The 12211-nt window shown below is 69.6% G+C and carries 13 protein-coding genes and 2 pseudogenes; 6 read left to right on the top strand and 9 right to left on the bottom strand.

Going from position 1 to position 12211, the window contains the following annotated elements; translation table 11 throughout:
* Positions 1-13: 13 nt before the first annotated feature.
* On the bottom strand, positions 14-1045 hold the full coding sequence (locus AYX06_RS01805) for a YwqG family protein (protein WP_062733884.1): 1032 nt from the start codon (positions 1043-1045) through the stop codon (positions 14-16).
* A gap of 301 nt (positions 1046-1346) precedes the next feature.
* On the opposite strand from AYX06_RS01805, the gene AYX06_RS01800 reads away from it, so the two are divergent.
* Together AYX06_RS01800 and AYX06_RS20910 are read left to right on the top strand one after the other, a co-directional pair.
* The gene (locus AYX06_RS01800; protein WP_062733882.1) at positions 1347-1652 is read left to right on the top strand and encodes a DUF4193 domain-containing protein; all 306 of its coding nucleotides are present in this window, start codon (positions 1347-1349) and stop codon (positions 1650-1652) included.
* Complete coding sequence (locus AYX06_RS20910; RefSeq protein WP_407927992.1) at positions 1565-1882, top strand: DUF4193 family protein; 318 nt, start codon at positions 1565-1567, stop codon at positions 1880-1882. The genes AYX06_RS01800 and AYX06_RS20910 overlap by 88 nt, the downstream gene beginning before the upstream one ends.
* A gap of 49 nt (positions 1883-1931) precedes the next feature.
* On the opposite strand, the gene AYX06_RS19085 is transcribed toward AYX06_RS20910, so the two are convergent.
* Positions 1932-2339, bottom strand: coding sequence for an excalibur calcium-binding domain-containing protein (locus AYX06_RS19085; RefSeq protein WP_084271392.1), 408 nt, complete (start codon positions 2337-2339; stop codon positions 1932-1934).
* Between the two features lie 305 nt (positions 2340-2644).
* Here AYX06_RS19085 and AYX06_RS01790 point away from each other — a divergent pair, with 305 nt between their 5' ends.
* A complete protein-coding gene (locus tag AYX06_RS01790; protein ID WP_147017827.1) occupies positions 2645-3046 on the top strand; it encodes a hypothetical protein in 402 nt (133 codons plus the stop codon).
* Between the two features lie 34 nt (positions 3047-3080).
* On the opposite strand, the gene AYX06_RS01785 is transcribed toward AYX06_RS01790, so the two are convergent.
* Complete coding sequence (locus AYX06_RS01785; RefSeq protein WP_198161411.1) at positions 3081-3419, bottom strand: hypothetical protein; 339 nt, start codon at positions 3417-3419, stop codon at positions 3081-3083.
* 712 nt (positions 3420-4131) lie between these two features.
* Positions 4132-4713 (bottom strand): TetR/AcrR family transcriptional regulator, encoded by a 582-nt coding sequence (locus tag AYX06_RS01780; protein ID WP_062733875.1) that lies wholly within the window; start codon positions 4711-4713, stop codon positions 4132-4134.
* A gap of 213 nt (positions 4714-4926) precedes the next feature.
* On the opposite strand from AYX06_RS01780, the gene AYX06_RS01775 reads away from it, so the two are divergent.
* Together AYX06_RS01775 and AYX06_RS20360 are read left to right on the top strand one after the other, a co-directional pair.
* Positions 4927-5838, top strand: coding sequence for an MFS transporter (locus AYX06_RS01775; protein WP_062733873.1), 912 nt, complete (start codon positions 4927-4929; stop codon positions 5836-5838).
* A gap of 338 nt (positions 5839-6176) precedes the next feature.
* Positions 6177-6419 (top strand): annotated as a pseudogene (locus AYX06_RS20360) (transposase); the annotation flags it as partial.
* 128 nt (positions 6420-6547) lie between these two features.
* Here the strand turns inward: AYX06_RS20360 and AYX06_RS20355 are convergent.
* From AYX06_RS20355 to AYX06_RS01760, 3 genes and pseudogenes are all read right to left on the bottom strand, one after another.
* Positions 6548-7162 (bottom strand): annotated as a pseudogene (locus AYX06_RS20355) (alpha/beta hydrolase); the annotation flags it as partial.
* Between the two features lie 55 nt (positions 7163-7217).
* On the bottom strand, positions 7218-7577 hold the full coding sequence (locus AYX06_RS01765) for a nuclear transport factor 2 family protein (protein WP_084271391.1): 360 nt from the start codon (positions 7575-7577) through the stop codon (positions 7218-7220).
* Positions 7578-7654: 77 nt separating this feature from the next.
* Positions 7655-8902, bottom strand: coding sequence for a MerR family transcriptional regulator (locus AYX06_RS01760; RefSeq protein ID WP_062733870.1), 1248 nt, complete (start codon positions 8900-8902; stop codon positions 7655-7657).
* Positions 8903-9811: 909 nt separating this feature from the next.
* Here AYX06_RS01760 and AYX06_RS01755 point away from each other — a divergent pair.
* Complete coding sequence (locus tag AYX06_RS01755; RefSeq protein ID WP_062733868.1) at positions 9812-11116, top strand: cation:proton antiporter; 1305 nt, start codon at positions 9812-9814, stop codon at positions 11114-11116.
* A 183-nt stretch (positions 11117-11299) separates the two neighbouring features.
* On the opposite strand, the gene AYX06_RS01750 is transcribed toward AYX06_RS01755, so the two are convergent.
* Together AYX06_RS01750 and AYX06_RS01745 are read right to left on the bottom strand one after the other, a co-directional pair.
* On the bottom strand, positions 11300-11518 hold the full coding sequence (locus AYX06_RS01750) for a hypothetical protein (protein WP_062733866.1): 219 nt from the start codon (positions 11516-11518) through the stop codon (positions 11300-11302).
* Positions 11519-11702: 184 nt separating this feature from the next.
* Positions 11703-12206 carry a hypothetical protein gene (locus AYX06_RS01745; RefSeq protein WP_062733864.1) on the bottom strand — a complete coding sequence of 168 codons (504 nt, stop codon included), beginning with the start codon at positions 12204-12206 and terminating at the stop codon, positions 11703-11705.
* Between the last annotated feature and the right edge of the window lie 5 nt (positions 12207-12211).

Genomic DNA, 12211 nt, shown 5'->3' with positions numbered 1-12211 from the left:
AGCGCCGTTCTGCTCATGCCCCCGAGTAGAGCACACCCCGAGACCGGCCCCGGGGAAGCCCACCCGCGCCCCGGAAACGCAGCGGCGCTTCAGCGATCCCATGTGATCTCCAGGGTGCTGGTTCAGGCGTTGCGACGCGGGAACGCGTACCGCCGCGGCGTCGACGGGCTCCTCCCCACCGGAGTCGCTCACCCCGCGAGACGACGACCGAACCCGCAGCGCCTGGTGGACCAACCCCTGCTGCAATGCCGAGCCGGGTGCACCGACGGACGTACAGCCCGCCGGTCGGGGATGCGGCCCACTCGGTGCGGACGAGGCACCACGCGCGGTCGGAACGTCGGGAGGGGAGATCGGAGCCGCGCATCCAGACCTCCAGGCTGCCGGCGTCACCGAACCACCCGGCCAGGGTGGTCCAGCTCTCCAGGTCCAGGACGAGGCCGTGCTCATCCCCGGGTCTGGTCAGTGGCAGTACCTTCTCCAGCAGTGCCCGGGCATGGATTTCCCCGTGCTGGCCGTGCCCGTAGACGTGACTGAGCGGGATCGGATGGCCCTCGACGGAGCCGGTGCGCTGGGCCAGCCACGCGCGCTGGAGGGATTCCTCGAGGGCCTGGGCGGTCTCGAAGCGCTCCTCCGGTCCCCCCACGACGTCGGCGGCCGGAGGCAACGTGAACCCGGGCAGGCCCAGCACGATCCGGCACACCGTCGACGGGGTGCCCACCTCCCCCGTTGGCTGCACCAGTTCGGTGCCCACCTCTCCCGTTGGCTGCACCAGTTCGGTGCGCGCCGACTCCGCCACCCAGCGCACCGACCAGTCACCAGTGTCCCGGTCGGCGCCGTCATAGCCGAACGTGCGCAGATCGTGGAACGCCTCCAGTATTCCGCCCGTGGGCAGCCCTTCGCTTAGCCCCGGCCAACCGGCTCTGCCCTGATCATCGACCACCGCGGACAGGTCGGCCCCCGGCGGGCCGGTCCGCAACCACGCCTGGATCCGGCCCCAGGGCCCGTGCAAGGGGGCGTCGACGGTGACGGGTTCCTCGGTCGTCATGTCCTCTCCTGCAACGGCCGTGATGCCCGAGCTCCTTGGAGATGCGCACCCAACCGCGTGCACCCCACGATCCGCCTCGGACGTGCATGCGGGTCAGCTGTCCTCACAGGAGGAGCTTCTACCGCAGCACGGCTCGCCGCCGATCGCTCTGGTGCGAAGTACTGCGTCCTGAGCCTGTCCGCCGCGTCCCCTTTCCGCACCGGCTCGGGGGCCAACTGGTGCGGAATACCGGGGGTGTTCAAGGAGTTCTGGTCGGTGTCCACTCCCCGCTGATTCCTTGTGAAGGAGCATGCTTCCACGCATGGCCACCGATTACGACACCCCGCGCACCCGACCCGAGGACGAGCCGGCCAACGAGTCCCTGGAGGCGATCCGGGCTCGCACCAGTACGGCCACCCAGGCGCCGTCCATCGACCTGGAGGACGCCGACACCGCCGAGGGCATCGACCTGCCCGGTGCTGACCTCTCGCACGAGGAGCTCACCGTGGCCGTGGTGCCGCAGCAGGCCGACGAGTTCACCTGCGCCTCCTGCTTCCTGGTCCACCACCGCTCCCAGCTCGCCCGCCGGCACAGCGGCCTGCTCTACTGCACGGACTGCGAGGGCTGAGGGAGGCGATCCGGGCTCGCACCAGTACGGCCACCCAGGCGCCGTCCATCGACCTGGAGGACGCCGACACCGCCGAGGGCATCGACCTGCCCGGTGCTGACCTCTCGCACGAGGAGCTCACCGTGGCCGTGGTTGTTCTCCTGCCTCCCACTCAGCGGACCGGCGGATCTGCCCGTCACGCGCTGCAGGGAGACGGCCCCACAAAGGCCCGGACTGCTCAGGACAGTTGAACGGCCCCCGCACCGACCAGGATGCGGAGGCCGTTCAGCTCAGGGCGCGTCAGGCGCGCACGTTCCGGCGGCGGGCGAGAAGCACGCCACCGGCGGCGCCGAGTCCGGCCAGGCCGAGGGCGGCGATACCGGCATTGGGCTTCTCCGGGGCCATGGCCACCCCGGTGTCCGCGCCGCCGACCGGCATCTGCTCGATCTGCGGGTCGGTGGGGACATCGCCGACCGGGGGCAGCGGGACGTAGGCGTAGTCGGGGTTCTCGCAGGCGACCCCGTCCGCGTCCGAGTCCAGCTCCGGGGTGTAGCGGGGGTCCCCGACGGGGATGTTGTAGACGCCTGCGCCTGCGGCGGCGTCACAGTTCTCGAACAGCGGGAACGACAGGGCGGAGGCCGGGGCTGCGGTCAGCGCAGAGCATCCGACCGCAGCGACCAGAGCGGCGCCGGCAACACTTTTTCTCATGGGTCTCTCAACTTTCGTGAGCAGTGATGACCCTCGAACCGTACCCATGATTTGGCTCACAATCGCGAATGCAAGAACATGAACATGATTGTGACAATGCGGTTTGTGGCGGGAGTGCCCGCAGTGGCACCGCATCTTCCTCGGTGCACAGTTTCTGCTGGCTGCGCCGCGCCTCTTGGCGCCGGTGTGGCGGCTACCCGCGACGGATTCCCGGGTGAGCCCGCTCGGGACAGGTCCGCCTCCCTCCCCGACCGCTCCATGGACGTCATCGCTGAGCACCCACGCGGGGCTGTTAGAACTGGACCATGAGATGGCTGGGCAAGTGGTTCGATGAAGCGAACTGGCCGAAGGACCCTCAGATGGACCTGTTCCGGGATGCAGTGTGGGAACTGTCGCTGAACGGCAAGACCAAGGGGTGGGCGACGACCGGGGTCACGCCCATGCGATCGTTCCCCTTCCTCTGGTGCCAGCAGGAGCAGATGTGGACGCAGGTGCACTGGCTCGACGGAAGGCACGGATACCTGGAGGAGGACTACGGTCCCGAATGGCCTGCCGCAGAAGAGCTGCGGGGCGGGCACTTCGTCAGCGCCCATCCGCAAACCGGCCTCGAGACCCGTTTCGACGCAACAGTGGTCACCGGACCCGAGCATGACCGCCTGTGGGCCGAGTGGCAGCACGGCGTGGGACCATGCCACCGACACCGGTAGCTTTCCCCTGCATTCCGTCTCAGCGCAGCGACCCCTACTGCAATGCCCGTGCTGAGTTCCGCTGGTGCAACCGGACGCCGATGACCGCGCACACGGTGAGCACGGCCAAGGACACCCAGAACGCCACCGTCCCGGCGGCAAAGACATCGACTCCCACGGTGATGCTGGAGTCCTGAAGTGCGGGGTAGGTGCACACCGCGCGGGGCGGCAGGAGCGAGGACTCCAGGGAACCGACCGGCGCTAGAGGTTGCCCTGCCGACGCCGGCGGATTCGTGCACAGCCAGCCCGTGCGCAACTCCACCATGAGCAGCACCTCGGTCATGACGAGCGTCAGCAATGCGCACGCCGCGGCAAGGATCGTCCAGAGGACCAAGGAGCCGTCGTCCCGCGCAGGGGACGCGGGAACGAACCTGACGGTCCGCGGGTCAGAACCCATGACGGGAGCCTCCGTGATGTGCTGGACAGATGGGGTGTCCAGCGGTTGCTGCGGGACGCGCGGCATGGAGCTGGGGATTGATGCCCTGCCGCAGGTGATGTTCGAAAAGGCGGTACGTCGCTCGACAATGCGCCGGTCCATCCAAAAGGCTACCGTCGCGACGATCGCGGCTGGCGCAACCCGCAGGCAAGGAGATTCCTGACGCCGACGAGAAAGGACGAACCGGAGGGAATTTCCACTGCAAGGAGCGGCGTCTTCGATCGCAGGCCTCGCATGCTGACCAACAAGCGGATCGCGATCAGCACTCCCAGAGTCCACGCGAGTGAGCTGAACACCGGACCCAGACACGTCTCGATCAGTTGGTCAAGGATCCGAACGAGCAAGAGAGCCCCACATATCAGGACCGTTACTGCCGTCAGGATCCGGGAGAGTTGTCGTGCCATCAATTTCCCCTATCCGGCTTGTTCGGACGGGTCTCCAGTCAGGCCAAGCCGTTGCCAGAGGCATCGTCCGGCTCAATGACGAACCTCTGCCCCAGCCCGGTCGGCCGATATCCGGCCGGATGTGAGGCGCGAGCGAAAGGGCTTCTCCCGCATCAAGGCTGGCGATGGTCCCGCATCCGCTGGGACGGGGCTGTCCGATGAACGGATCAGCTGCGGCAATGGGCTTGAGCTGCTGAGCGGGCCAGGCGGCGGCCGACGTCGATCGGCGACTGGGGGTAGCCGCGCAGGAAGGCGGCGAGGGCTCCGCCGTAGGCCACGAGCACCTCGTCGGCCAGGTCCTGGGCACGGGCCCCGGCGAGGGGGCGGGAAAGGTGCAGGAGGCGATCGGTGAGCAGCGCGGTGTCCGCGGCGAGGACCTCGCCGATCTCGCCCGTTGCGTCGGGCACCTCGGTGGCCGCGGCCAGGAAGGCGCACCAGCGTGACGGGTGGCGCCGGTCGCCCCGGTAGGAGTTCAGGGCGTCGAACACCGCCAGCAGCCGGGCCATGTCGTCGCCGGCCGCCACGATGTGCTGGTCCCAGACCGCCTGCCAGTCCGCCAGCCGGACCCGCAGCGTTTCGGCGACCAGGGCGTCCTTGCTGCCGAAGTGCGTGTACAAGGTGGCCGCGGAGACCTCGGCCTCGCGCAGCAGCTCGTCAACCGGTGTGGTGCGGATGCCGCGGTCGAACAGCACGCGGTCGGCCGCCTGGAGCAGACGGAGGCGCGCGGGAGGTCGCTGGACGGTGGTCACCGCACCAGTGTAGGGACCATCCTTCCAGAACGAGCGTTTTGAATTAGCGTAAAGGGCGTTCTGCAGGGCGGGGCTCTGGACAGGGGACGGCACGAGCGGTTCTCCGGTCCCTCCGCCCCAGTGCATCGATGAGCGGTCCGGTCGAACGCCCCGTGAGGCCGATTCCGCTGCGGCCGACAGCAGCACCAACACACACCCCACCAGGAGGCATTCATGACACTCACCGCAGGCACCCGGATCGGGCTGGCCGGAGCGGCGGTGGTCGGGGTCGCCTTCGGCATGGCCCGGTACGCGTACGGCCTGACGCTGCCCGGTATCCGGGAGAACCTGGGGCTCTCCGAACTGATGGTCGACCTGGTCTCCAGCGCCACGTTCGCGGGCTACCTGGCCGGCCTGCTGCTGGGCGGCCTGGCCGTCCTGTCCGCGCTGGGCTCCTGGCGCCTGGTCTGGGCCGGCATCGCTCTGGCCGCGGTGACCGCCGCCCTCGTGAACCTCCGTCTGGTGCCACGCACCAGGCCGGCCCCGCGGTCGAACGCACAGGGCGGTGCCTCCTCGCTGGTGGCGGCGCTGCGGGTCCCAGCCGCCTACTCCGTGGTCTACTTCGCGGTCGTCGTCATCTACTTCACCTACGCCGCCGATGCCCTCGACAGCGGCGCCCTTCCGGCGACGGCCGTCCCGGCCCTGTATGCGGCCATCGGTCTCACCGGCATGGTCGGCGTGGCGACCGGGGCCCTCGCGCAAAGCATGGGTAGCCTGCGGGTCGCCGCGCTGAGCCTGGTCACGGTCTCCGCGGCGCTGTCGCTGCTCGGGCTGGCCAGCGACTCCCTGACCGCGACCATGGCCTGGGCGTGCATCTTCGGTGTCGGGTACATGACAGGATCGGCGGTGCTCGCGGTCTGGACCGCCGAGCTGGTGCCCGACCGCGCAGTCGCGGCGTTCACGGCCTGCCTCGTCGTGGGGGCCATCAGCTCGGTCGCAGCACCGGCCATCGCCGGTGCGGTCATTCCTGGTCTCGGGCTGAGGGCACTCCTCGTCCTCACCGCCGCGGTGTCACTGCTCAGCGGAGTGGCGCTGATGCTGCACGGGTTCTCGCGAGGAAGGGCCGTGGGTCGAACCAGATCATGAACGCCAGGGCCCTGCTTGCCCTTGACGCGCACACACTCCCCCGTGATGAGCCCGTCCGGCGCCTTCCCACCCGACACAGATGTCGTCGCGCTGGAGTCAGCGGCCGGTAGCCGGCCATATGACAGGTAGCGAGGATTTCCCCTGCTCTTCTCGGACCTCACGCGGTCCCGGCCGATGGCCGCGAGGCTCCTCCGTCTTCGCGTTGCCGTGCCATGGCTTCGCCTCGACACCTCGCCGCGGGCCTCATGGATCCCGAGGGACGTCTGGAGCGTCGAGGATTCACACACCCGAACTCCGAGTAGGTCGTTGAGGCGTTTTCAGCCGAACGTGTGCCTGTCACCACCTCCGCGAAGGACGTGCGGGCACGGATTTCATCGAACAACCCCGCCGAGAGGCTCCACCAGGTCCGCCGCCACACCGACGCGGTGGGGATCTTCCCCTCCCGTGGAGCGATCATCCACCTGGTCGCGGCAGTGCTGGCTGAGCAGGTCGGCGAGTGGGACGAGGGCCGCCGCCACCTCGGTCTCCAGATCTTCACCAGCTGCCGGTTCACGCCGTCGACGACACCGGAAGTGCGGTGAGCACCGACCTCTGACCACGCTCGCGACCGGGCACGCTGGAGGGAGCGTTCCACCGTGCCCGGGAGCTCGACCCGGGTGGATCCCCAGCTGCTGTCCGAGACGGGCTGGCGCCCGGCCCGTTCGGACATGAACCGCATGCTCCGAACCGGGATCGCCAGGTCCTGCATCGTGACGAGCGACCACGAAGGAATGGTCTGCCACGCTGCCTTCGTCGCCCGGTCCTCCAGCGCGGACGCCACGATGGGCCGCTGGGTTGCGGCCATCTGCGCCGCGGTCGTCGGGTCGACGTCGGCCGCGAAGACCTCCCGGAACAGCTCTGGCCGTATGTACAGGTCGCTGATCTCCCGACCTCCCGGCAGGGGATGCGGCTCGAGAGCACCGCCGAGCTCGCCGCCAGGGAATCGGCCGGCGAGTTCGGCGGTGCTCTCGCCCGGTTCCAGTTGGAAGGAGGCGATGTAGACCAGGGCGGTGACGCCGGGGGCGTCGTCGGCGGCCTCGCTCATCACCGAGCCGCCGTAGGAGTGGCCGGCGACGACGACCGGCCCGGGGATGGTGTCGATGATGCTGCGCAGACAGGCGGCGTCTTCCCCCAGGCCCCGCAGCGGGTTGGCGACGGCCAGCACCCGGTGGCCGCGTGCGTGCAGCTCGGTGATGACGCCGTTCCAGCTGGCGGACTCGGCGAAGGCGCCATGGACGAGGACGACCGTCGGAGCCGAGCTCGACGACGAGGTGGTGGTGGTCATGGGTGTTCCTCTCCTGGGGTAGCGGCCCACGGACCGCCGGCATGGTGGATCCGGGTCAAGGCGCGATGACGAGGTCCTCGATGCCGTCACTGCCGACGCGGAAGCGGAGGCGGAGGTCGGCGACCCCGCCGGGAAAGTCGCCCTCGAGGTGGGCCAGCACGGTCCAGCTGCCGTGCCCGCGCGCGACCTGGCCGACGTATGTGGTCGTATAGGCGCACTGGCTCGCCGCGGTGGCCAGCCAGCGGCGGATCTCCTCCGTGCCCCGGTACTCGGTGTCCTCGTCGACGACGCGTGCGTCGGCGGTGAAAGTCGCAGCGCGTGCCGCGACGTCGTGGGTGAGCAGCTGGTCGTGCAGGTACTGGCTGACGGGCTCGGGCAGCAGCTCGGGCCGGTATGGGTCGGTGCCGGTAGTCATCGGTCTCCACTCCTCGGGTTGCGGATGCCACCACGGTCCGCCTTCCCCCAGGGGGAAGGTCAAGCCCCGCGGTCCGGCTACCGGGAGACGCGGAATACCGGCCAGCCGATCTCCGTCCTCGTCCACTCGTCAATGCCCGGGAAGCCCTCCAGGTACGCCTCCCGGGACGGGGCCTGCACGCCGAGCTCGCGGCGGGCCACGTACTCGCCGAGCACGCCGTACACCCGTGCGACCTCCTCGTCCGGACCCTCGCTCGTCGCGACAGCGAGCTCCACCGCGGGGAGCCGGACCGTGGACACGGCCGGCGGCAACGACGCCACGCTCTCCTCGACCGGGGCGTACAGCGTCGCCGCGCCGCGTCCGTCGAGGAACAGCTCCGTGGACCACACCCCGCCGTACGGCCCGGCCACGGCCACGTCACCTGATGCGACGAGCCCGGTGAGCAGGTCGACAGAGCGGCGGAACCACACCCCGAGCACGTCGCGGTTGATCGTCGCGTGGACTGCGACGGCGTGCATCGGCGGGATGCTGCGGTGGACGACCTCGAGGGACACGGGGCCGGGGTCGAGCAGGCCCCGGAGCGTGCGCACCGCCGACCGCGTCGCGGCGAGCCGCGTCTCCATCTCACGCAGGTGGGAGCGGAGCAGGGCCGAGCGCTCGGTGACATCAGTGGTGGCCATGACCTCGCGGATGAGGTCGAGCGGCGCGTCGAGGGCCCGGAGTGAGCGAATGACCTGGGCGTCAGCCACCTGGTCGGGCGTGTAGCGGCGGTAGCCATTGTGCGGGTCCACAGTCGAAGGTGTGAGCAGACCGGACTCGTGATAGAACCGCAGCGCCTTCGCGCTCAGCCGGGTGGCGCGCGAGAAGTCACCGATGGTCATCACGCCCATGGCGGTCATGGTAGTGCGGACGCCATGGCCCGGCGCGTCGCGCCCAGTCAGTGATCCCAGCGAACCTCTACTGCAACGCCGCAGGCTGGAGGTCATGGAAGTTGCAGCAGTCCCGTGGTCGTGCGGAGGGTGAAACTCGGTGCCGTCGCGGAAGCCTTCCGTCTCGTGCCGGTCGGTGATTCCGTCGCCGTCGCTGTCCTTGAGGTTGACTTCGTCCTCGATGTTCTCGAAGATCCCGGACAGCCCGTCCGCCTGGTCGACCTGGTAGTAGGTGGGGCCGGTGCCTCCGGCGATCTCCCCGAGCAGCGCGTCGTCGACGGAGCTGCCCAGTCCCACGGTGTGCACCCGGATCCCGGCCGCCGCGGCCCGGTCGGTCAGGACCGGGTCGTAGGCAGTGCCCGGGGCCCGGGCGGTGGCCGCGGTGGCCGCCCACAACGATGAGCTCCTGGCCTGGGTGACCGCCAGTACCCCGCAGCATCTGGGCGGTGACGTCCTGCCGGCTCCTCCCCTGGCCGCCGCACCGGTGTCCGCCGGGCCGGGGCAGCTCCTCCAGCCCAGCGGTTGAGCCACCAGCCATCACGCCCGCGGACTCCCCGGCCTCCTGGTTACTGTCCCTCGGGACCCCCTTTGTGGTGCACGCACCGCTACGGTGCCGGGCCGGATAGTCCGGAAAACGATCGTGGTGTGCCTCAGCGCCCCACCGGTGCTTCCTTCTGGGGTCACGAGCGTGGCTGAGCAGGCAGCCACCCTCGCTTCATCCTCCAGGCCACCACCTTGAGCGCCCTTGCTGTTCCTGATGCCGGACATGGTGTCGTCCCGCACCGAAAGAACCAGTACGGGACGACACCGCTGCTCGACCAAAGTACGGCTCAGCCGCCCGTGCCCGCCTGATGGTTGATCCCGGCCTGGTCGAGCTCGCGATGGAAGCGCATCCCGGCGATGCCGCCCAGTACGGTTCCCAGCAGCGGGACCAGGGCAGTGCTGACCAGGGCGATGATGCCCCCGGTGGTGAGGGTGCCTTTCCCGACTTCGGGTGGCTACGGGGTGAATGCTCGCTGCCGGGGGCGTGCGCACCACCGCCGGGGGACGATCAACAGGGCTGACAGTTGACTGATCGAATCATCAGCTTGCTTAATAGGTTCTCGTACTTCCGTGGTACCCGCCGCGAGAAGGCCCACGTCCGAAGCGGCTTCACGGCGCTTCCCCGACAGGGCCTCCTTCAGCTGGAAGGTGTTCTCCGGTGGTGCGCGTGCGAAGGATAAGGTCCTCGGCCCGGTGAGCACGGTTGCGGCCGCAGGAATAGCCCCAGGTGCAGTGCTGCGTCGCTGCGGGAACGAGGTTGAGGTGTTCGAAGCACCGAGTCTGATCTTCGCGGCCGCGGGCTTGGCGGTGTTCGCCGCCGCGCTGCTCCCCCGGTTGTTGATGCGCGCTCCGGTGTCGATGCCCATGGTGTTCCTCGGAGCAGGTGTGGTGATCTTCTCCCTGGCGGAGGGTCTGCCGAGTCCGGACCCGGTGGCCCACGGCGAGATCACCCTGCACCTGAGCGAGATCTGCGTGATCGTCTCCCTGATGGGCGCGGGCCTGGCCCTGGACCGCCCGATCGGATTCAAACGCTGGGCCACCACCTGGCGTCTGCTGGGCATCGCGATGCCACTGTGCCTGCTCGCCGTGACCCTGCTGGGTCTATCGGTGCTGGGGCTGAGTCTGGCCGCCGCCGTGCTCGTGGCCGCGGCCCTGGCCCCCACCGACCCGGTCCTGGCCTCCGAGGTGCAGGTCGCAGCGCCCTCGGAGGCCCAGGAGGACCTCGACGGCGAGGACGAGGTGCGCTTCGGCCTGACCTCCGAGGCCGGGCTCAACGACGGGCTCGCCTTCCCCTTCGTCTACCTCGCCATCGCCCTCAGCGTCGTGGGAACCGCCCCGGCGGCATGGTTGCCGCACTTCACCGCCGTGGACGTCGTCTGGCGGATCGCGATCGGCTGCCTCGCCGGATACCTCGTGGGCAAGCTACTGGGCCGGATCTTCTTCCGCTCCCCGGTCGAGAGCATCCGCATGGCCTCCCACTCGGAGGGCTTCGTCGCCCTGGCCGCGACCTTCCTCACCTACGGCATCACCGAGATGATCGAAGGCTATGGGTTCATCGCCGTGTTCGTGTGCGCGGTGACCATCCGGGCCGGTGAGCGGACCCACGGGTACCACGGGGTGCTGCACAGCTACATCGAGCAGCTCGAGCGACTCCTCACCGTGGTGGTGCTCGTGCTCCTGGGCGGGGCCGTCGCCCGGGGCCTGCTCGCCGGCCTGTCCTGGACCGAGGTCGCGGCGGCTGCGGCCTTCCTGCTCCTCATCCGCCCGCTGGCCGGGTGGGTGGCCCTGGCCCGGGGCCGCACCGGCCCGTGGGAGCGCGCCGTGATCGCCTTCTTCGGCGTCCGCGGCATCGGCTCCGTCTACTACCTCGCCTATGCCCTGTCCAAGGGCGAGTTCGCCGCAGAGGACCAGGCCCTGTGGCGGATCGTGGGACTGGTGATCGTCGCCTCCATCGTGATCCACGGGGTCACCGCCGGACCCGTCATCACCTTCATCGACCACGCCAGGCAACGCAAGGCCGTACGCGAGACAGGCACCAAGGCCGCCGCACCCCACACCCCCCTCTGACATGCCATGTGGGCACCTCAGCCGAAGCGCAGTCCGCCGCTGACGGGCCATATGCGAAGTAGCGCCGATCGGGGCTCTGGTCGGTTCTCGCTGCTCAGACCTCGCACAGCGTCTTCGGACAGCGCACTGGATTGCCATCCGGCTCCAGTGGTTCAGTGTCGTGGTCGGCGTACCCGTTGCGTTCTACTCCCCGGAGTTCTGCCGGGTGTCCATGGCCCTGAAGTGTCGGCTGTTCATCCACCCCTCGAGGAGCACGAGCAGAGCGGCCAGTGGGCCGAGCACGATCCCGGCCCAGTCCTGGTGGGATGCTTGCCACAGGGCCAGAGCGCCACCGGCGATCGTCACGGCGCCGAAGACCGCGTTGGACAGCCAGTACCCTCCGGCGGCCAGCAGGGCGGGCACCCCGTCGTCGCGCAGCCACCCGGTGAACCGGCCGCCGAACTCGACGTCCAGCGGAAAGGCCGCGACGCCGACCAGGACTCACACCGCCCCCGGCACACGGGCCGGCCCACGGGGTTTGGGGCCGTCAGGTGGTTCCGGTGGTCAGGGAGCTCGAGGGATCGGGGGCATCGTTGTCCTTCCTCGCTCAGTCCTGGTCGGCTGGTGCCGGCGGGTGGCCGCGGTGGGCGTCCATCACGCGGGCGTGGGCCATCTCCATCCGCCCGGCCCACAGGATCGTCGTGCCCAGGATCGGCCAGAACGTCAGCGCCGCGCCGACCCCGACGAAGGCCAGCCACGCGACGGTGGCGGCCCAGGTGATGATTCCGAAGGCCCAGCCCAGGAACACTCCGGCCTGGGCCTGGGTCTCGTAGTCGTAGGGGGCCGGCAGCGGGTCGGGGTCGCCCTCGGTCTCCAGGCGCCGGTGCTTCACGTGCAGCCGCTGCACGCCGATGAAGCACCCGCCCAGGGTGAGCAGCCCGATGATGGCGTTGGAGAACCCGTACCCGCCGGTGGCCACCAGCCAGTCCAGTGCGGCCTCGACCACCTCGTCGGCGACGAGGGACCAGAACAGCCACGCGCCCAGCCCCCACAGCCACTTGCGGTCCTTCTTCGGGGCCGGACCCTCATCGGTGCCCGGTGCCACGAACATGGGCT

The organism is Kocuria turfanensis, assembly GCF_001580365.1.
GTDB lineage: Bacteria > Actinomycetota > Actinomycetes > Actinomycetales > Micrococcaceae > Kocuria > Kocuria turfanensis.
This window is presented reverse-complemented; position numbering and strand designations above follow the sequence as displayed.